Origin of the sequence: Photobacterium atrarenae, from assembly GCF_024380015.1 — a bacterium.
Classification (GTDB): domain Bacteria; phylum Pseudomonadota; class Gammaproteobacteria; order Enterobacterales; family Vibrionaceae; genus Photobacterium; species Photobacterium atrarenae.
Genome location: NZ_CP101508.1, coordinates 494,327 through 513,045 on the forward strand (window position 1 = coordinate 494,327; position 18,719 = coordinate 513,045).

Sequence of the window (18,719 nt, forward strand, 5' to 3'; positions counted from 1 at the left end):
GAGACAAAAAAAAACTGCGAATGCTGTGATAGTTTTCACGTTGTGGCGATAAAGTGTGTCTGGTATACTAATTTCCCGTCCAGATACTTTTTATATCCTCTATACCAATCTTCCAGGTAAAACATGACGACGAATTACATTTTTGTTACGGGCGGGGTCGTATCCTCTCTAGGTAAAGGTATTGCTGCAGCTTCTCTGGCGGCGATTCTCGAAGCGCGTGGTCTGAAAGTGACCATGATGAAGCTAGACCCTTATATCAACGTTGATCCAGGCACCATGAGTCCGATTCAACACGGTGAAGTATTCGTAACGGAAGACGGTGCAGAGACCGACCTTGACCTGGGTCACTACGAGCGTTTCATTCGTACCAAAATGACCAAGCGCAACAACTTTACGGCTGGCCGCGTGTATGCGGACGTGCTGCGTAAAGAGCGCCGTGGCGACTATCTGGGTGCCACCATTCAGGTGATCCCGCATATTACCAATGAAATCAAAGAACGTGTGATTGCCGGTGCCGAAGGCCATGATGTGGCGATCGTCGAAGTCGGTGGTACTGTGGGGGATATCGAGTCCCTGCCGTTCATGGAAGCGATTCGTCAGCTGGGCGTTGAACTGGGCCGTGAGCGCGCCATGTTTACCCACCTGACGCTGGTCCCTTACCTGGCAGCGGCCGGCGAAGTGAAAACCAAACCGACCCAGCACTCGGTGAAAGAACTGCTGTCGATCGGGATCCAACCGGATGTGCTGATCTGCCGGAGCGACCGCGTGATCCCGGCGAACGAACGTGCCAAGATTGCACTGTTCTGTAACGTGCCGGAAAAAGCCGTCATCTCGATGAAAGATGTCGACTCCATCTACAAAATCCCACAACTGATCAAAGCCCAGGGCCTGGATGATCTGGTGTGTCAGCGCTTCGGCATCACTGCCCCTGAAGCCAATCTGTCTGAGTGGGAGCAGGTGATCTACGAAGAAGCCAATCCGACAGATGAAGTCACCATCGGGATGGTCGGTAAGTACATTGAACTGCCGGATGCGTACAAGTCGGTCAACGAAGCCCTGAAGCACGCAGGCCTGAAAAACCGCCTGTCGGTTAACATCAAGTATGTTGACTCACAAGATGTAGAGTCGAAAGGCACAGAAGTGCTGGAAGGCCTGGATGCAATCCTGGTTCCTGGCGGCTTCGGCGGCCGTGGCGTAGAAGGGAAGATCACCACGGCGCAATATGCCCGTGAGAACAAAATCCCGTATCTGGGGATCTGCCTGGGAATGCAGGTCGCGCTGATCGAATATGCCCGTCATGTCGCGGGCCTGGAAGGCGCGCATTCGACTGAATTCAATGCTGATACCAAACACCCGGTGGTGGGTCTGATCACCGAGTGGATTGACAGTGAAGGTAAAGTGGAAGAGCGTAGCGAAGAATCAGATCTGGGCGGCACCATGCGTCTGGGGTCACAGCTATGTCACCTGGCCGAAGGTTCGAAAGCCCGTGAACTGTACGGTAACGCGACGATCCACGAGCGTCACCGTCACCGTTACGAAGTGAATAACAACCTGCTGCCGAAACTGGAGAAAGCGGGCTTGAAAGTTTCGGGTCTGTCTGCAGACAAGAAGCTGGTGGAAATTATCGAGATCCCGAACCACCCATGGTTCGTGGCGGCTCAGTTCCACCCTGAGTTCACCTCAACACCTCGCGATGGCCATCCGCTGTTTGAAGGCTTTGTGAAGGCGGCGGGCGAGAACCTGCGCGGTGAGCTGAATAAGTAAGGATTACGGATAGCTGTAACCATAAGCGTTGCAGCTATTTTTTTAGCTTTTAAATTGAAGATAAAGCAAGAGGAAACATAATGTCTAAGATCGTTAAAGTTCTAGGTCGTGAAATTATCGATTCACGTGGTAACCCAACTGTTGAAGCGGAAGTTCACCTAGAAGGCGGTTTCGTCGGTATGGCTGCTGCGCCGTCTGGTGCATCGACTGGTTCTCGCGAAGCACTTGAACTACGTGACGGCGACAAGTCTCGTTTCCTGGGTAAAGGCGTTCTGAAAGCTGTTGAAGCTGTGAACGGCCCAATTGCTGAAGCACTGGTTGGGAAGGATGCGAAAGCTCAGGCTGACATCGATCAGGTGATGATTGACCTGGACGGTACTGACAACAAGTCTAACTTCGGTGCAAACGCAATCCTGGCTGTTTCTCTGGCCAACGCCAAAGCCGCTGCGGCAGCAAAAGGCATGCCGCTGTATGAGCACATTGCTGAGCTGAACGGCACTCCAGGTCAATTCTCTATGCCGCTGCCTATGATGAACATCATCAACGGTGGTGAGCACGCGGACAACAACGTCGACATCCAGGAGTTCATGATCCAGCCTGTCGGTGCCAAGACCCTGAAAGAAGGTCTGCGTATCGGTGCTGAAGTGTTCCACAACCTGGCCAAAGTTCTGAAAGCGAAAGGTATGAGCACTGCAGTTGGTGACGAAGGTGGTTTCGCGCCGAACCTGGAATCAAATGCTGCTGCCCTGGCTGCAATTAAAGAAGCGGTTGAGATGGCTGGCTATGAGCTGGGCAAAGACGTGACGCTGGCGATGGACTGTGCGGCCTCTGAATTCTTCGATAAAGAAGCTGGCAACTACAACATGAAAGGTGAAGGTAAAATCTTCACTTCTGAAGAGTTTAACCACTACCTGGCTGGCCTGGTTGATGAATACCCAATCGTCTCTATCGAAGACGGCCTGGACGAGTCTGACTGGGACGGCTTCAAGCACCAGACTGAACTGCTGGGCGGCAAAATCCAGCTGGTGGGTGACGATCTGTTCGTAACCAACACCAAGATCCTGAAAGAAGGGATTGAGAAAGGTGTTGCGAACTCTATCCTGATCAAATTCAACCAAATCGGCTCTCTGACCGAAACGCTGGCTGCGATCAAGATGGCGAAAGACGCCGGTTACACTGCGGTTATCTCTCACCGTTCAGGTGAGACTGAAGATGCAACGATTGCCGACCTGGCAGTGGGTACTGCAGCGGGCCAGATTAAGACCGGTTCTATGAGCCGTTCTGACCGTGTTGCGAAATACAACCAGCTGATCCGTATCGAGGAAGCGCTGGGTGAAAAAGCACCGTACAATGGTCTGAAAGAAGTGAAAGGCCAAGCGTAATCCACGCTGGACCGCTCGGGTGAGTTCAAATCATCCGCACCGAGAAAACCGCCTGACTCAGGCGGTTTTTTTTCGCCTGAAGCCTGTGTCTCTGTACTGAAATGCTTGCTGCTCAGAAGGTTATCTTGCGGGTCATCAGCCCTTTTTATGATCAGTTTGCCTTGAACTGGCCCTAGTCACACCCAGCGCTTTATGGGATTATTAGGGCTATTTTCTAAATAGCCCCACGGGGTGATCGCCAAGATCATGCTGAGGGAGCAAAAGTGCCGTACACGGATTGAAAGAATGGGAGCCGTATGCGTTTGTTCACGGTCGCGCTACTGATGGTGCTGGCATGGTTACAGTACGATTTCTGGTTGGGTAAAAACGGCATGAGTGACTACCTGACTGCAACGGAAAATGTTGCCTTGCAGCAGCAGGCCAATGCCGAGCTTGCCCAGCGCAACCATCAGATGTATGCCGAAATCCATGATCTGCATCGCGGTCAGGAGGCAGTCGAAGAGCGGGCCCGAAACGGCCTGGGGATGATCAAGCCGGGCGAGACATTCTTTCGTATCGTCGGTGAGTAACTGTGCGGTCGTTGCCAGCTCCGGCGGCGTACCAGTACGTGTAGATGTAATCAGCGAAAAGCAGTACCTGAATTCATGACCGAAACCATCACAGCTGTGGTGCCGGCAGCCGGGATTGGCAGCCGCATGGCAGCGGACCGACCCAAACAGTACCTGCCTGTTGCAGGCAAAACGATTTTAGAACATACCGTCGCGCGGCTGCTGAGCCATTCGGCCATCAGCCGGGTGGTGATAGCCATTAGCCCGACGGACCCTTATTTCCAGGCGTTGCCGCTGGCCGATGATCCGCGGATCACTGTGGTTAACGGGGGCGCTGAGCGAGCCGATTCGGTATTTGCCGGACTGGCAGCAATTGATGATGCGCAGAGCTGGGTGCTGGTTCATGATGCGGCCCGGCCGTGTGTACGTCTGGCGGATCTGGACAAATTGATCACGGCCGCATTGCACAGTGACAGCGGCGCCATTCTCGCCGCGCCGGTGCGCGATACCATGAAAAGGGGCAATGGCTGTCAGGGCATTGCTGAAACCGTGTGCCGGAACGATCTCTGGCATGCGCTGACACCGCAGATGTTTCGGGTCCAGCAGTTGCGCGATTCACTCAAGCATGCGCTGGCACAAGGTGCGGTGATCACTGATGAGGCCTCGGCGCTGGAGTTTTGTGGTTTGCAACCCCGGCTGGTTCCGGGACGGGCGGATAACCTCAAAGTTACCCAGCCCGAAGATCTGGCACTGGCCGAATTTTATATACAACAATTGATGAAGGATGAGCCATGATTCGCATTGGACACGGTTTTGACGTGCATAAGTTTGGTGGTGAAGGACCGGTCATTATTGGTGGGGTGGCGATTCCGTACGAGCAGGGGCTGATCGCCCATTCCGACGGCGATGTGGCGCTGCATGCGGTGTGTGATGCGCTGCTGGGGGCGATTGGCGCCGGGGATATCGGCCGTCACTTCCCTGATACCGATGCTGAGTGGGCCGGTGCGGACAGCCGTTTTTTGCTGCGTGATGTCTATAGTAAAGTGAAAGCCAAAGGCTACCGTCTGGGGAACCTGGATGTGACCATTATTGCCCAGGCGCCGAAAATGGCGCCGTATATTGAGGCGATGTGCCAGGCGATTGCGGCCGATCTGGAAACTGACCTGGGTAACATCAATGTCAAAGCGACTACTTCCGAGCGATTGGGGTTTACCGGCCGCAAGGAAGGGATCGCCTGTGAAGCTGTCGTTCTGCTTCAGCAACAATCATGAGAATCAGTGTAGCCGGCCCTGACGGTCAGCTGCTTTGCGGCAGTGTGTGACTGCCTCCATATGGTATTTTTATATGTCTAATCTAATGGACAGCTTTTGCTGGTTGTATGGTCAGCCGAGTTGCCAGGGACGCATGAAGGTTCAGCCTGAACATTTCGTGGTCAAAGAAATTCTGGGTTTTGCGTTTGCCGGTGCCGGTGAGCATTTGATGGTGAAGATCCGCAAAACCGGTGAAAACACTAAGTATGTGGTCAATGAGCTGGCCAAAGCATGCGGGGTGAAATCCCGCGATGTCAGTTGGGCCGGGCTGAAAGATCGCCATGCTGTGACCGAGCAGTGGCTCAGTGTGCATTTGCCGGGCAAGCCGGATCCGGATCTGTCCGAGTTCGAGGCGACTCACCCGGGGGTAGAAATCCTCGAAACCGCACGTCACGATAAAAAGCTTCGCCCGGGCGATCTGCAAGGCAACTGGTTTGAGCTGCGCCTGACCGAGCTGGATCAGCCGCAGGACGTGGTCGCCCGCCTGGAAAAAATTGCAGCCCAGGGGGTGCCGAACTATTTTGGTGAGCAGCGCTTCGGCCATCACGGCAACAATGTGGTGAAGGCCCGGAGCTGGGGCAATGATGAATTTCGCGTTCGTGACAAGAGCAAGCGCAGCTTCTATCTGTCTGCGGCTCGCTCCTGGTTGTTTAACCAGGTGCTTTCTGCACGGATTGAACAGGGTAATGTCCACACGGTGCTGGCCGGGGATTACCTGCAGGGGCCAACTGCTGAGCAGGATGTGGTGATTGACACCGTGACGGCTGATATTCAGGCCCGGGTTGAACGGGGCGAGCTGGCGATCACCGCGCCGATGATGGGGGATAATGCCCTGCCGACTTCGGCAGAAGCTGAGGCGCTGGAAATGGCGGTGGTCGAGCAGGAGCCGTTGCTGCTCAAGCTGATTCGCGACAACCGTATGCGCCATGAGCGACGCCCGCTGTTGCTGCAACCGCAGCAAATGGTATGGCAGCAACATGATGAAACCGTGACCGTGTCTTTTGTCCTGCCGGCAGGCTGTTTTGCGACTGCGGTGGTGAGAGAATTAATGATTGAGCGTGAGCTAGAGGATGGCAGACATGCGAATTTTGATCAGTAATGATGATGGCATTTTTGCCGAAGGGATCAATACGCTGGCCACAGCGTTGGAGGCGTTTGGTGAAGTCACGGTGGTGGCGCCGGATCGCAATCGCTCCGGAGCTTCCAATTCACTGACCCTGGAAACGCCGTTGCGGATTCGGGAAGAAGGCACGCGCCGGGTGTCCGTGGAAGGGACACCGACCGATTGTGTTCACTTTGCGCTGAACGAGTGGCTCGACTATCGCCCGGACCTGGTGGTCGCCGGGATCAACCACGGTGCCAATTTAGGCGATGATGTGCTTTATTCCGGCACGGTTGCGGCAGCGACGGAAGGGCATTTCCTCGGGGTGCCGGCAATCGCGGTCTCGCTGGTTGGCTCGCGTTACTTTGCGACGGCAGCCCACGTGGTGAAAGATATTGTCGCTAAACTGGCGGAGCAGCCGCTGCCGGCCAATAAGATCCTCAATGTCAATGTTCCGGATGTGCCGCTGTCTCAGCTGAACGGATGGCAGGTGACACGCCTGGGTGCGCGCCACCGGGCTGAGAAAATGGTCAAAGAGACCGACCCCCGCGGGAAGGCGATATACTGGCTGGGTCCTCCTGGGGCGTGTCAGGATGCCGGGCCGGGGACTGATTTTTATGCGATTGAACATCAGCAAGTTTCGATTACGCCGTTGCAGGTTGATCTTACAGCGCATGATGCGCTGGAAGGGATGCAGCAATGGCTGGCACAAGGGGAGACCAAATAAGGATGCGCTATGTGGAAGAGCGGCATAGTTTGCTGACATTTTTGCATCAACAGGGGATCCGCGACGAGCGGGTCCTGCAGGCGATGGACGCGGTGCCTCGCGAGCGGTTCATTGATGAAGCGCTATCGCATAAAGCGTATGAAAATAATGCCTTGCCCATTGGCAATGGCCAGACGATCTCGCAACCTTATATCGTGGCTAAAATGACCGAGCTGCTTGCGCTGACCCCAAGCGCCCGGGTCCTGGAAGTCGGCACCGGCTCCGGCTACCAGACTGCCGTGCTGGCACATCTGGTGGATCATGTTTATTCCGTGGAGCGGATTAAAGCCCTGCAATGGCAAGCCAAGCGCCGCTTTAAGCAGCTGGATTTGCATAATATCTCAACCAAGCACAGTGACGGCTGGCTGGGGTGGCAGAGCAAAGGCCCGTTTGATGCCATTATCGTGACCGCAGCAGCCGAGCAGATCCCGGTTGAGCTCCTGGCCCAGCTGGCTGATGGTGGTCGACTGATTATTCCGGTGGGTGATGCATCTCAGGTGTTGAAACAGATCGTGCGTCAGGGCGATCAATATCGCTATCACGATGTCGAAGCGGTTCGTTTTGTGCCGTTGATTGCCGGAGAGTTGGCATAACGGGCGATGAAAATGGCGGTGAGTACTTTGTCCTGGCGAAAAACAACGGTCGCGGCAGCAATGTTGCTGCTGTCGGCTTGTAGCAGTCACTCCCCGGCGCCGGTTGCCAGCGTCGGCAAAGACTATACAAGCCTGGAGCGCGGTAGCTTTCGTGGCAGTTATTACACCGTGAAAAAGGGTGATACCCTGTACTTTATCTCCTATATTACCGGCAGGGATGTCAAAGAGATCATCGCCAATAACCAACTCTCTCCCCCTTACACTATCTACCCGGGGCAATCCCTGGAGCTGTGGAAGCCCAAATACGTTGCCCCGTCTTACGGCAAGCCCGCCCCGGTCCCGGCTGTCAAAATCCCAGAAAAAACAGTCAGCAAAACTCCGGCACCAGCGGCGAAGCCTACGCCCAAGCCCGCCCCCCAGCCGAAGCCGGTTCCACCTGTGGCAAAAAACAAGCCAAAACCTGCACAGTCAGAGCAAAAATCCAGCAATAAAGATGTTGATCAGGCTCGCACAAAAGAGTACTCTCAAAATTCCAAAAGTAACAAAGTTGTTACAAAAAAGGAGCCGGTCAGTAACAAGGTGGCCAAGTGGTCATGGCCGACACGGGGACGTGTGATTGGAAAATTCTCCAGTTCTGAAAACGGCAATAAGGGAATTGACATTGCCGGTCAGCGGGGACAGGCCATCAAAGCCTCGGCTGCAGGGGTCGTGGTCTATGCAGGCAATGCCTTGCGTGGCTACGGTAACCTGGTGATCATCAAGCACAACGATGACTATCTCAGTGCTTATGCTCACAATGACAGGATACTGGTCCGGGAACAACAGACGGTCAAAGCCGGTCAGAAAATTGCTGCCATGGGTAGCTCTGGTACCAGCAGTGTCCGTTTGCACTTTGAGATCCGTTACAAAGGTAAGTCCGTGAATCCGTTACGGTACCTACCCAAGTAGACAATATGGCACAGTAATCTTGTGATGTTTTGCTAACTCGCCATCTGGGAGGCGCTATGAGTAGAAGCAATACTGCTACCGATGTCGACAATTTCGACTTTGAAGACGATATGGAACTGGACGCGGAAGCTATCGAGACTAAGGCAGCCGCTGAAGTAGACACTACTGATGATGTCGATATGTCGCAATACGGCGCAACACAGAAGGCGTTGGATGCGACGCAGCTTTACCTGGGGGAAATCGGCTTTTCTCCGCTGCTGACTGCGGAAGAAGAAGTTTTGTATGCTCGTCGTGCACTCCGGGGAGATGAGGTTGCCCGCAAGCGGATGATCGAAAGTAACCTGCGCCTGGTGGTGAAAATCTCCCGGCGGTACAGCAATCGTGGCCTGGCCTTGCTGGACTTGGTCGAGGAAGGTAATCTGGGCCTGATCCGTGCGGTTGAGAAATTCGATCCCGAACGCGGTTTCCGTTTCTCAACTTATGCAACCTGGTGGATCCGACAAACGATCGAGCGGGCGATCATGAACCAGACCCGGACGATCCGACTGCCGATTCATGTGGTTAAAGAACTCAATGTGTACCTGCGGACGGCCCGTGAGCTGGCGCAAAAACTGGATCATGAGCCGACTGCGGAAGATATTGCCCTGAAACTGGATAAGTCCGTTGACGATGTGAACCGAATGCTGCGCCTGAATGAGCGGGTCGGCTCGGTGGACAATCCGATTGGCGGCGATTCGGAGAAAGCGCTGCTGGATATCATCCCGGATGAGAAAAGCGGCGGACCGGAAACCTCGACTCAGGATGACGATATCAAGACGTCGATTGTAACCTGGCTGCAGGAACTGAACCCGAAACAGCGTGAAGTGCTGGCCCGTCGGTTTGGTCTGCTCGGTTATGAAGCGTCCACGCTGGAAGATGTTGGCCGTGAAATTGGTCTGACCCGGGAGCGGGTCCGTCAGATCCAGGTTGAAGGATTGCGCCGCCTGCGTGACATGTTGACTCACCAGGGACTGAATATTGAATCGCTGTTTAATCAGGAGCAGTTGTAATACCAATCGCAGTAAATAAGGGGTCATCCTAGCTTGTTAAAATGCTCGATAACTGCGTTAGAATTTTTGATTGTAGAATAACTACTTATCTAAAAATTCTGTCTTGTTCTCAAACATTTTTCCGGCGCTATTTCTGATCACTGACTTACTTTGATTGGTATAAGTCGAGACTCATAGAGGACAAACAAAAAGGGTTGATGCGCTGGCATCAACCCTTTTTTGATCGCTGGTGCTTGGTATTACAGAAGGGCTTTGAGGCGGTAGAGCTCATCCAGCGCCTGGCGTGGGGTCAGCTCATCCGGGTTGACGCCGGCCAGTGCTTCTTCCACTTCGCTCGGCTCCGGTAGCAGGGTGAGCTGCTGCTCTGTTTGTGGCTGTGATACTGGTGCGTCAATCGCCTGCTGGTGGCCACTGGCTTCCAGCTGCAGCAACTTGGTTTTTGCCCGCTTGATCACCGATTTCGGCACCCCGGCCAGGCTGGCGACAGCCAGGCCGTAGGATTTACTGGCTGCGCCTTCCTGGACGGCGTGCATAAAGGCAATTTCATCGCCATGTTCGACCGCATCCAGGTGAACGTTCGCCAGGCCATCGATGAGGGATGGCAGCTCGGTGAGTTCGAAATAGTGGGTCGCAAACAGGGTCATGGCTGCGATTTTCTCCGCCAGCCACTCGGCGCTGGCCCAGGCCAGGGACAGGCCGTCGTAAGTGCTGGTGCCGCGGCCGATTTCATCCATCAGCACCAGGCTGTTCGGGGTGGCATTGTGGAGAATATTGGCGGTTTCGGTCATCTCGACCATAAAGGTCGAGCGGCCGGAGGCCAGATCGTCTGACGCGCCTATCCGGGTGAAGATCCGATCCAGCGGACCGATGCTGACCGCTTCAGCCGGGACAAATGAGCCGACATGAGCCATCAGGGCAATGAGGGCCGTCTGGCGCATGTAGGTCGATTTACCCCCCATGTTCGGACCTGTGATGATCAGCATCCGGCGATCCCGGTGCAATGAGATCGGGTTGGCGATAAACGGTTCGCTCAACACCTGCTCCACGACTGGATGACGTCCGGCGGTGATTTCAATGCCAGGCGCTTCGGTGAGCTGCGGGCGGCAGTAGTTCAGGGTGTCCGCCCGTTCGGCCAGGTTGGCCAGCACATCCAGCTCCGACAGAGCGTTGGCGGCATTTTGCAATTGCTCCAGGTGCGGTAGCAGTTGATCAAACAGCTCTTCCCACAGTTTTTTCTCCAGCGCCAGTGCTTTGGACTTGGAGTTCAGTACCTTATCTTCGTGCTCTTTGAGCTCTGGAATGATATAGCGCTCGGCATTTTTCAGGGTCTGGCGGCGAATATAATGGCTCGGCACCTGGTGGCTCTGGCTGCGACTGACCTGAATATAGAATCCGTGGACCTGATTGAAGCCGACTTTGAGACTGTCGAGATCGTGACGCTCCCGCTCGCTGGCTTCCAGCTCCTCAAGGAACTTGGTGGCACCGTCAGCCAGATCGCGCCATTCGTCTAATTCGGCATGGTATCCCGGTGCCAGCACGCCGCCGTCACGGATCACCACCGGCGGATTCTCGATAATGGCACGCTCGAGCAGTTCACAGAGTTCATCCATCGGTGCGGCCAGTTGGGCCAGCTCGACAATCCGGGGCTGATTGCTTCCCGCCAGCACGTCAGCCAGCTCCGGCAAGTGCTGTAGTGCCGTGCGCATGCGGGCCAGATCGCGCGGGCGGGCCGAGCGCAGGGCCAGGCGGGCGAGGATCCGCTCCAGATCGCCCATATGACGCAGGACGCCGGCGACATCGGTAAACAGCCCGGTGTCTTTGAAGGCGCTGATCGCATCCAAGCGGGCGTTGAGCTGCTTTTGATTGCGGATCGGCTGATGCAGCCAGCGCTTGAGCAGCCGGCTGCCCATTGGCGTGGCGGTCTGATCCAGCACCGCGGCCAGGGTATTGTCAAAGCCACCGGCCAGATTCTGGGTCAGCTCCAGGTTACGCCGGGTCGCCGCGTCCAGGATCACCGCATGATCTTTGGTGTCCTGGGTAATGGCGCGAATGTGCGGCAGGGCGGTACGCTGGGTATCCTTGACATATTGAAGCAGGCAGCCGGCTGCACACAGACCGCGTTCAGCATGCTCGACGCCAAAGCCGACCAGATCGCGGGTACCGAACTGCATGGTTAATTGCTGGCGGGCGGTGTCTAAATCGAACTCCCACACCGGTCGGCGACGAGCGCCTTTGCAGGCCTGAAGCAGGCCGGGCAGGGCAAAGTCTTCCGGATACAGCAATTCAGCCGGGCTGGTGCGCTGCAGTTCAGCCTGCATGGCTTCTTCGGTTTCCGGCTCGGTCAGCATAAAGCGACCGGAGGTAATATCCAGCGTAGCATAGCCAAAACCTTGGCTGTTTTGGAAAATCGCGGCGATCAGATTGTCGCGCCGCTCGTTGAGCAGCGCTTCATCACTGACAGTTCCCGGGGTGACGATCCGTACGACCTGGCGCTCAACCGGCCCTTTGCTAGTGGCCGGATCGCCAATTTGCTCACAAATTGCCACTGACACGCCTTGCTGCACCAATTTGGCCAGGTAGCCTTCGACGGCATGGTAAGGCACCCCAGCCATCGGGATCGGCTGGCCGTTAGAGGCGCCGCGTTTGGTGAGGGAGATATCCAGTAGCTGGGAGGCCTGTTTGGCATCGTCGTAAAACAGCTCGTAGAAATCCCCCATCCGGTAAAACAGCAGCACGTCCGGATTTTCGGCCTTAATCCTCAGGTATTGCTGCATCATAGGGGTGTGTTTGGTTTGATTATCTTTGGTTGTCATGGCGTTATGATTCCTATGATGCTGGTTCCTGATGTTGTCGGGTGTGGGGGGAGATCCCCGTTCATCGTTTGCTTGTTCATACTGCTCGTGGTGTGGAATTTTCGCGTTTTCATCCCGCAGGATGCGGGTTGCTTGAGCCGTTCAAAACGAGTGTGTGAGTTGCTTGCGGCCAGGCCACAGACAGCCCTGAAGGATACCAAATCGCAGTCTGAAAGAGCAATGAGGAAACGTAGGCTTGTAAGCTGCCGGCAGATCTTCGAGGTGAGTCCCATGACTCGATGCGCTTTTGCAAAGAAGATTGAACTACGGGGGCGAGGTGGCATAATGATTTTCTCATGAGCAACTATTTGCATTTGCGGCATTATGACAGGCAGATCACGGTTGAAAAGCGCAGTGACCAGAGGTGGCCTGAAGGTTCGCGGTGCTTTCAGAACACAGGATAAAGCGGATGAAAAGAAAAGCAGCGGTTGCGATGCTGCCACTGGCCTTATTGGCAGGATGTGGGAGCGAAGGTGAAAAATTAGGCCGCACCTCCCCTTATGATTTGTCTAAAATTCCTGCGACTTGTTATTTGGATCATCAAGAAACACGTGATAGCAGCGGGCAAGGGATTTATCTGCCGACGGGGGCGAGCGTATATGCATATACATCTTCCGACCTTGCGCAGCTGAACCAGTGCTCACCTGAAGGGACGGATATTCCTTCATTTTTAGTCAATGACAATTTGTTATCTGTGCTGGGGTATGCTCAGGATGTCGGCAGTACGCACTATGCGTTCGCCTATGTCGTGCCGGATCCCGCGACATCTGTTGTCGGGCTCGATCTCGCGGATGATGCTTGGCCGACACTGATTGCGGTTCAGGGGACGAATGCTCAGGGAGATTACACCATTGAAATTAATCTGGCGCTGAATGTCCGGGTCTTTACCCAGAACAGTGATGAACCTGTCGTTGAAGTCTATACGCTGGCACAAGCCAAAGATGAGTTTCCGAAGATGTTGCAGCAAGACGCTGCAATGTTCCTGTTTCAGTTAGCGAATGGACAGGAGCCATCGCTTTAATTCCTGCCGATGCCAAGGAGGCCGCCTTGGCTTTTTCTATTCGAGTTATTCGCCTCACTTTTGTTTATTTTCGTTGGTTCGTCGTCTATTTTGAGGGCGGTCCAACCGAGCGATGGGGACTCAGGCTGATGCTTGCTGTCCGGCTGGCGTCAGCGTATGGTGTGGTAAACTTTTGTCTGAGGGGGGATGGAGCAGATGGCAGAGGTAGCGCAACTGGCCCGGGAATTGGGGGAAGCGTTGAGCCGGCAGGGCTGGATGGCAACCACAGCAGAGTCCTGTACCGGTGGCGGGGTGTCGATGGCGATCACCGAGATTGCCGGCAGCTCTGTCTGGTTTGATCGGGCGTTTGTGACTTACAGTAATGAAGCCAAACAGCAGATGCTAGGCGTGGCAGCGGCCACGCTGGCTGAGCATGGTGCGGTCAGCGAAGCGGTAGCCGCAGAGATGGCAACCGGCGCGCTGGTGCACTCAGATGCCTCGATTAGCGTCTCTGTCAGCGGGATCGCCGGACCGGGCGGCGGCAGCGTGCTCAAGCCGGTCGGAACCGTGTGTTTTTCCTGGGCTGACCGAACCGGCTGGACAGCTTCAGAAACCTGCCACTTTGCCGGGGATCGTCAGGCCGTGCGGACCCAGGCGATCGAAAAAGCCCTTTGCGGTTTATTACATCGCCTGCAACAAATGCCTTGAGCCTGCGGCTGCTCCCATTTCCAGCGCTGGGATAAAAAATTTTCATCCAGCGCTAGACACTGTATGAATAGACAGTATACTAAGCTTCATAAACAAGCTCCGTTTTTTACTTTAAGCATCCGTTGGAGAGTCGAATGGACGACAACAAGCAGAAGGCTCTTGCCGCCGCGTTAGGTCAGATTGAAAAGCAGTTCGGTAAAGGGTCGATCATGAAGCTCGGCGACAACCGGACGATGGATATTGAAACTGTGTCTACAGGTTCCCTGTCGCTGGATATCGCACTGGGCGCGGGTGGCCTGCCGATGGGACGTATCGTTGAAATATACGGCCCGGAGTCCTCCGGTAAAACAACGCTGACGCTTGAAGTCATTGCGGCGGCGCAGCGCCAGGGCAAGACCTGTGCATTTATCGATGCCGAGCATGCGCTGGATCCGGTATACGCCCAGAAGCTGGGTGTAGATATTGATAACCTGCTGGTGTCCCAGCCAGATACCGGTGAGCAGGCGCTGGAAATTGCCGATGCGCTGGCCCGTTCGGGTGCGGTGGACATTATGGTGGTGGACTCCGTGGCGGCACTGACCCCGAAAGCCGAGATTGAAGGTGAGATGGGTGACAGCCACATGGGTCTGCAGGCGCGGATGCTGTCTCAGGCGATGCGGAAGATCACCGGTAACCTGAAAGCGTCCAACTGTATGTGTATCTTCATCAACCAGATCCGAATGAAGATTGGGGTGATGTTTGGTAACCCGGAAACCACTACGGGTGGTAATGCGCTGAAATTCTACGCTTCTGTTCGTCTGGACATCCGCCGTACCGGTGCAATCAAAGATGGTGATGAAGTGGTGGGTAACGAAACCCGCATTAAGGTTGTGAAGAACAAGATTGCGGCGCCGTTTAAACAAGCGGAAACGCAGATCCTGTATGGTCAGGGCTTTAACCGCCTGGGCGAGCTGGTTGATCTGGGCGTGAAGCATAAGATGGTTGAAAAAGCCGGTGCCTGGTATAGCTACAAGGGGGATAAGATTGGCCAGGGTAAGGCTAATGCTTGCAAATTCCTGGGTGAGCACCCGGAACTGGCTGAAGAGCTGGAGAAGAACCTGCGTGCGCTGCTGCTGACCCCGAGCAATGCCGAAGATGCAAATGCTAATGAAGCAGAATCTGAAAGTAGCGCAGAAGATCAAGCATTCTGAGCACGGGCCTTCAGGTTATCTGTGAACAGTGACGGTTGATAACTTCAGTGCCATGACAACATGGCTTTTGAAGCAGATGTCTCGACAACGGGCCTTGTACAGTGTACAAGGCCCGTTTTGTATCACGCTACCGAGGGGCCGTACGCGCACAAGGAGCAAAGATGAAGAAAACACCGCCGAAACTCACGGTAAAAGAAGCCGCTGTCGGGTACTTGTCGCGCCGGGATCATGCGGAAAAGGAGCTGCGGCAAAAGCTGAAAAACCGTGGCTACAGTAGCGAAGATGTAGAAGAAGCGATTGCTTACTGTCAGGACTATAACTGGCTGGATGATGCCCGCTATGCCGGGATGATGTTGCGAAGCGGGATCGCCAAAGGGTGGGGGAGTTTACGGATCCGTCAGGAGATGAAGCTCAAAGGGGTCCATGACACCATTGTCCGCCAGGTGCTGGAAGGATGTGAGCATGATTGGTATGAACAAGCCCGCGACGTCGCCCGGCGTAAATTTGGCGATGCGCCCGCTGACACCCCGAAAGAAAAGGCTCGCCGCTTCCGGTTCATGCAGTATCGCGGCTATGATTTTGACCAGATCCAGTATGCACTGGGAAGCGACGACGAGTACTGACGTTTCATATGGCGGTCGGCCAACCTGGTCGGCCTGCTTTCCAGCCTGCCGTTGTGCAGCGTTATTTTGCCACAATTCTTAACATAACATTTCCCGTAGCCCCCACCCTTGTTTTACAATGGCCGGCAAAGATTTTATTTTAGAACCTGACCAGCGTATGGATCCCGTGATATGGCGCGGGATTGTGGGTGACAGGTCGCCTGGCTGCTCTGAAGCGGCTATTCAGTATTTATAAAAGTATTTATTCAGGATTTTCCCATGTACATGAGCACTGATGAGATTCGCCGTGCGTTTCTTGCGTTTTTTGAGAGCAAAGGTCACCAGATCGTAGACAGCTCTTCTCTTGTACCTGCTAATGACCCGACATTGTTGTTTACCAACGCAGGTATGAACCAATTTAAAGACACTTTCCTCGGCCTGGAAAAGCGCAGCTACACGCGAGCCACCACGGCCCAGCGCTGTGTTCGTGCCGGTGGTAAGCACAATGACCTGGAAAATGTCGGCTTTACCGCTCGTCACCATACCTTCTTTGAAATGCTGGGCAACTTCAGTTTTGGCGATTATTTCAAGCAAGATGCGATCAAGTACGCCTGGGAGTTTCTGACCGAAACCCTGAAACTGCCGCAAGATCGCCTGCTGGTCACCGTGTATGAGACCGATGACGAAGCATTCGAGATCTGGAACAAAGAAGTCGGTATCCCGGCCGATCGCATTGTTCGCATCGGCGACAAGCAAGGTGGCAAGCCATACGAGTCCGATAACTTCTGGCAGATGGGTGATACCGGTCCTTGTGGTCCGTGTACTGAAATCTTTTACGACCACGGTGAGCACATTTGGGGTGGCCGTCCGGGGACGCCGGAAGAAGACGGTGACCGTTTCATCGAGATCTGGAACAACGTCTTCATGCAGTTTAACCGTCAGGCCGACGGCACCATGGAGCCGCTGCCGAAGCCGTCGGTGGATACCGGAATGGGCATTGAGCGGATTGCTGCGATCATGCAGGGCGTTCACTCCAACTACGAGATTGATATCTTCCAGACCCTGATCAAAGAAGCGGCTTCGGTGATTGGCCATGATGATTTGTCCAACCAGTCGCTGCGTGTGGTTGCAGACCATATCCGCTCTTGTGCCTATCTGGTGGTTGACGGGGTAATGCCGTCGAACGAAGGGCGTGGTTATGTCCTGCGCCGGATCATTCGCCGTGCGGTACGTCATGGTAACAAGCTGGGCGCGAAAGGGGCGTTCTTCTACAAGCTGGTGGGTCCATTGGCCGAGATCATGGGGACCGCGGGTGCAGAGCTGAAGAAACAGCAGGCGATGGTTGAGAAGGTACTGAAGATCGAGGAAGAGAACTTCGGCCGGACTCTTGACCGCGGGATGACAATTCTGAACGAAGCGCTGGATAACCTTGACGGCAAAGAGCTGGATGGCGAAACCGTATTTAAGCTGTACGACACCTACGGCTTTCCGGCGGATCTGACTAATGATGTAGCCCGCGAGCGCGGCTTTTCGATTGACGAGGAAGGCTTCAACAATGCGATGGAAGCTCAGCGTCAGCGAGCCCGCGAAGCTGGTCAGTTCGGCGTAGATTACAATGACGCGATTAAAGTCGACGCCAATACTGAGTTCTGCGGTTATACCGGCACGCAAGGCGAAGGGAAAGTGATTGCCCTGTACCGCGATGGTGAGGCGGTCGAGTCAATCCAGGCTGGCGAAGCTGCCTTGGTGGTGCTGGATAATACCCCATTCTACGCTGAATCCGGCGGTCAGTGCGGGGATACCGGGAGCCTGAAGGCGTCCGGTGGGCTGTTCAGCGTGACGGATACACAGAAATTTGGTGGCGCGATTGGTCACCAGGGCACCCTGAGTGAGGGAAGCCTGCAAGTGGGCGAGCAGGTGATGGCTCAGGTCGATGCTGAGCGCCGCGCGGCGATCAGCCTGAACCACTCCGCGACGCACCTGCTCCATGCAGCACTGCGCAACCTGCTGGGCGAGCATGTGACCCAGAAAGGCTCGCTGGTGAAACCGGATGGCCTGCGCTTTGACTTCTCGAACCTGGAAGCGGTGACGCCGGCGCAGCTGCGTGAGATTGAACGTGTGGTCAATGAGCAGATCCGTTTAAATCATGCCATTGAAACCGAGCTGATGGATATTGAAGCGGCCAAGCAGAAAGGCGCGATGGCGCTGTTTGGCGAGAAATACGACGATGAAGTGCGTGTGCTGAGCATGGGAGACTTCTCGACGGAACTGTGTGGTGGTATTCACGCCAGCAACACCGGGGATATCGGCCTGTTCAAGATTGTTTCGGAAGGTGGGATTGCCGCAGGGATCCGTCGAATCGAAGCGGTGACCGGTGCAGCGGCAATTGAAGCGCTGCATGCCCAGGAAGCCCTGTTGTCAGAAACTGCCGGCTTGGTGAAATCTGACAGCGCTTCTGTCGTGACGAAAGTGGGCGCTCTGGTTGCCCAGAACAAGCAGCTGGAAAAAGAGATCCAGCAGTTGAAAGATAAACTGGCGGCGCAGGAAAGTGCCGGTCTGATCAACCAGGCGCAGGATATCAACGGCGTGAAAGTACTGGTTGCCAAGCTCGATGGTGCGGACAACAAAGCCCTGCGTGGTATGGTTGACGAGCTGAAAAACCAACTGGGTAGCGGCATTGTGGTACTGGGCAATGCCAGTGGTGACAAAGTCGGATTAATTGCTGGGGTGACCAAAGACCTGACCGGTAAAGTTAAAGCTGGTGAACTGGTCAACATGGTCGCCCAGCAAGTCGGGGGTAAAGGCGGCGGCCGTCCGGATATGGCACAGGCAGGGGGCTCTGATGTATCAGCGCTTCCGGCTGCGCTTGAATCGGCACAGGCATGGATCGCAGAGCGCCTCTAGG

General features: G+C 54.9%; 16 protein-coding genes. 15 read left to right on the forward strand and 1 reads right to left on the reverse strand.

Annotation, left to right across the window (positions count from 1 at the left end; translation table 11 throughout):
* The first annotated feature begins 123 nt into the window (after positions 1-123).
* The 10 genes from pyrG to rpoS all read left to right on the forward strand — a co-directional run bounded on the left by pyrG (position 124) and on the right by rpoS (position 9,462).
* A complete protein-coding gene (pyrG, locus tag NNL38_RS02470; RefSeq protein WP_255389479.1) occupies positions 124-1,764 on the forward strand; it encodes a CTP synthase in 1,641 nt (546 codons plus the stop codon).
* A gap of 80 nt (positions 1,765-1,844) precedes the next feature.
* Complete coding sequence (eno, locus tag NNL38_RS02475; protein ID WP_255389481.1) at positions 1,845-3,146, forward strand: phosphopyruvate hydratase; 1,302 nt, start codon at positions 1,845-1,847, stop codon at positions 3,144-3,146.
* A gap of 296 nt (positions 3,147-3,442) precedes the next feature.
* Complete coding sequence (gene ftsB, locus NNL38_RS02480) at positions 3,443-3,715, forward strand: cell division protein FtsB (RefSeq protein ID WP_255389484.1); 273 nt, start codon at positions 3,443-3,445, stop codon at positions 3,713-3,715.
* A 75-nt stretch (positions 3,716-3,790) separates the two neighbouring features.
* Entirely contained in the window at positions 3,791-4,489 is a 699-nt protein-coding gene (ispD, locus tag NNL38_RS02485; protein ID WP_255389485.1) for a 2-C-methyl-D-erythritol 4-phosphate cytidylyltransferase, read from the forward strand.
* Entirely contained in the window at positions 4,489-4,965 is a 477-nt protein-coding gene (gene ispF, locus NNL38_RS02490) for a 2-C-methyl-D-erythritol 2,4-cyclodiphosphate synthase (protein WP_255390541.1), read from the forward strand. Before ispD ends, ispF begins: the two co-directional genes overlap by 1 nt.
* A gap of 73 nt (positions 4,966-5,038) precedes the next feature.
* Positions 5,039-6,103: a tRNA pseudouridine(13) synthase TruD gene (truD, locus tag NNL38_RS02495; protein ID WP_255389486.1), complete on the forward strand. Its 1,065-nt coding sequence runs from the start codon at positions 5,039-5,041 to the stop codon at positions 6,101-6,103.
* A complete protein-coding gene (surE, locus tag NNL38_RS02500) occupies positions 6,084-6,833 on the forward strand; it encodes a 5'/3'-nucleotidase SurE (RefSeq protein WP_255389487.1) in 750 nt (249 codons plus the stop codon). Before truD ends, surE begins: the two co-directional genes overlap by 20 nt.
* A gap of 2 nt (positions 6,834-6,835) precedes the next feature.
* Complete coding sequence (locus NNL38_RS02505; protein ID WP_369414572.1) at positions 6,836-7,465, forward strand: protein-L-isoaspartate(D-aspartate) O-methyltransferase; 630 nt, start codon at positions 6,836-6,838, stop codon at positions 7,463-7,465.
* 12 nt (positions 7,466-7,477) lie between these two features.
* The gene (nlpD, locus tag NNL38_RS02510) at positions 7,478-8,413 is read left to right on the forward strand and encodes a murein hydrolase activator NlpD (protein WP_439651367.1); all 936 of its coding nucleotides are present in this window, start codon (positions 7,478-7,480) and stop codon (positions 8,411-8,413) included.
* Between the two features lie 56 nt (positions 8,414-8,469).
* A complete protein-coding gene (rpoS, locus tag NNL38_RS02515) occupies positions 8,470-9,462 on the forward strand; it encodes an RNA polymerase sigma factor RpoS (RefSeq protein WP_255389488.1) in 993 nt (330 codons plus the stop codon).
* Positions 9,463-9,701: 239 nt separating this feature from the next.
* On the opposite strand, the gene mutS is transcribed toward rpoS, so the two are convergent.
* Positions 9,702-12,275 carry a DNA mismatch repair protein MutS gene (mutS, locus tag NNL38_RS02520; protein ID WP_255389490.1) on the reverse strand — a complete coding sequence of 858 codons (2,574 nt, stop codon included), beginning with the start codon at positions 12,273-12,275 and terminating at the stop codon, positions 9,702-9,704.
* Between the two features lie 448 nt (positions 12,276-12,723).
* Between mutS and NNL38_RS02525 the strand changes: the two genes are divergently transcribed.
* From NNL38_RS02525 to alaS, 5 genes are all read left to right on the forward strand, one after another.
* The gene (locus NNL38_RS02525) at positions 12,724-13,335 is read left to right on the forward strand and encodes a hypothetical protein (protein ID WP_255389492.1); all 612 of its coding nucleotides are present in this window, start codon (positions 12,724-12,726) and stop codon (positions 13,333-13,335) included.
* A gap of 195 nt (positions 13,336-13,530) precedes the next feature.
* Positions 13,531-14,022, forward strand: coding sequence for a CinA family protein (locus NNL38_RS02530; protein WP_255389494.1), 492 nt, complete (start codon positions 13,531-13,533; stop codon positions 14,020-14,022).
* A gap of 134 nt (positions 14,023-14,156) precedes the next feature.
* Positions 14,157-15,212, forward strand: a complete 1,056-nt coding sequence (recA, locus tag NNL38_RS02535; RefSeq protein ID WP_255389495.1) for a recombinase RecA — start codon at positions 14,157-14,159, stop codon at positions 15,210-15,212.
* A gap of 161 nt (positions 15,213-15,373) precedes the next feature.
* Positions 15,374-15,835: a recombination regulator RecX gene (gene recX, locus NNL38_RS02540; protein ID WP_255389496.1), complete on the forward strand. Its 462-nt coding sequence runs from the start codon at positions 15,374-15,376 to the stop codon at positions 15,833-15,835.
* 258 nt (positions 15,836-16,093) lie between these two features.
* The gene (alaS, locus tag NNL38_RS02545) at positions 16,094-18,718 is read left to right on the forward strand and encodes an alanine--tRNA ligase (protein WP_255389497.1); all 2,625 of its coding nucleotides are present in this window, start codon (positions 16,094-16,096) and stop codon (positions 18,716-18,718) included.
* Position 18,719 lies beyond the last annotated feature (1 nt).

Coding starts and splice junctions, on each gene's coding strand:
- pyrG (WP_255389479.1), top strand. CDS start 124: ATGACGACGAATTACATTTTTGTTACGGGCGGGGTCGTATCCTCTCTA.
- eno (WP_255389481.1), top strand. CDS start 1,845: ATGTCTAAGATCGTTAAAGTTCTAGGTCGTGAAATTATCGATTCACGT.
- ftsB (WP_255389484.1), top strand. CDS start 3,443: ATGCGTTTGTTCACGGTCGCGCTACTGATGGTGCTGGCATGGTTACAG.
- ispD (WP_255389485.1), top strand. CDS start 3,791: ATGACCGAAACCATCACAGCTGTGGTGCCGGCAGCCGGGATTGGCAGC.
- truD (WP_255389486.1), top strand. CDS start 5,039: ATGTCTAATCTAATGGACAGCTTTTGCTGGTTGTATGGTCAGCCGAGT.
- surE (WP_255389487.1), top strand. CDS start 6,084: ATGCGAATTTTGATCAGTAATGATGATGGCATTTTTGCCGAAGGGATC.
- NNL38_RS02505 (WP_369414572.1), top strand. CDS start 6,836: ATGCGCTATGTGGAAGAGCGGCATAGTTTGCTGACATTTTTGCATCAA.
- nlpD (WP_439651367.1), top strand. CDS start 7,478: ATGGCGGTGAGTACTTTGTCCTGGCGAAAAACAACGGTCGCGGCAGCA.
- rpoS (WP_255389488.1), top strand. CDS start 8,470: ATGAGTAGAAGCAATACTGCTACCGATGTCGACAATTTCGACTTTGAA.
- mutS (WP_255389490.1), bottom strand. CDS start 12,275: ATGACAACCAAAGATAATCAAACCAAACACACCCCTATGATGCAGCAA.
- NNL38_RS02525 (WP_255389492.1), top strand. CDS start 12,724: ATGAAAAGAAAAGCAGCGGTTGCGATGCTGCCACTGGCCTTATTGGCA.
- NNL38_RS02530 (WP_255389494.1), top strand. CDS start 13,531: ATGGCAGAGGTAGCGCAACTGGCCCGGGAATTGGGGGAAGCGTTGAGC.
- recA (WP_255389495.1), top strand. CDS start 14,157: ATGGACGACAACAAGCAGAAGGCTCTTGCCGCCGCGTTAGGTCAGATT.
- recX (WP_255389496.1), top strand. CDS start 15,374: ATGAAGAAAACACCGCCGAAACTCACGGTAAAAGAAGCCGCTGTCGGG.
- alaS (WP_255389497.1), top strand. CDS start 16,094: ATGTACATGAGCACTGATGAGATTCGCCGTGCGTTTCTTGCGTTTTTT.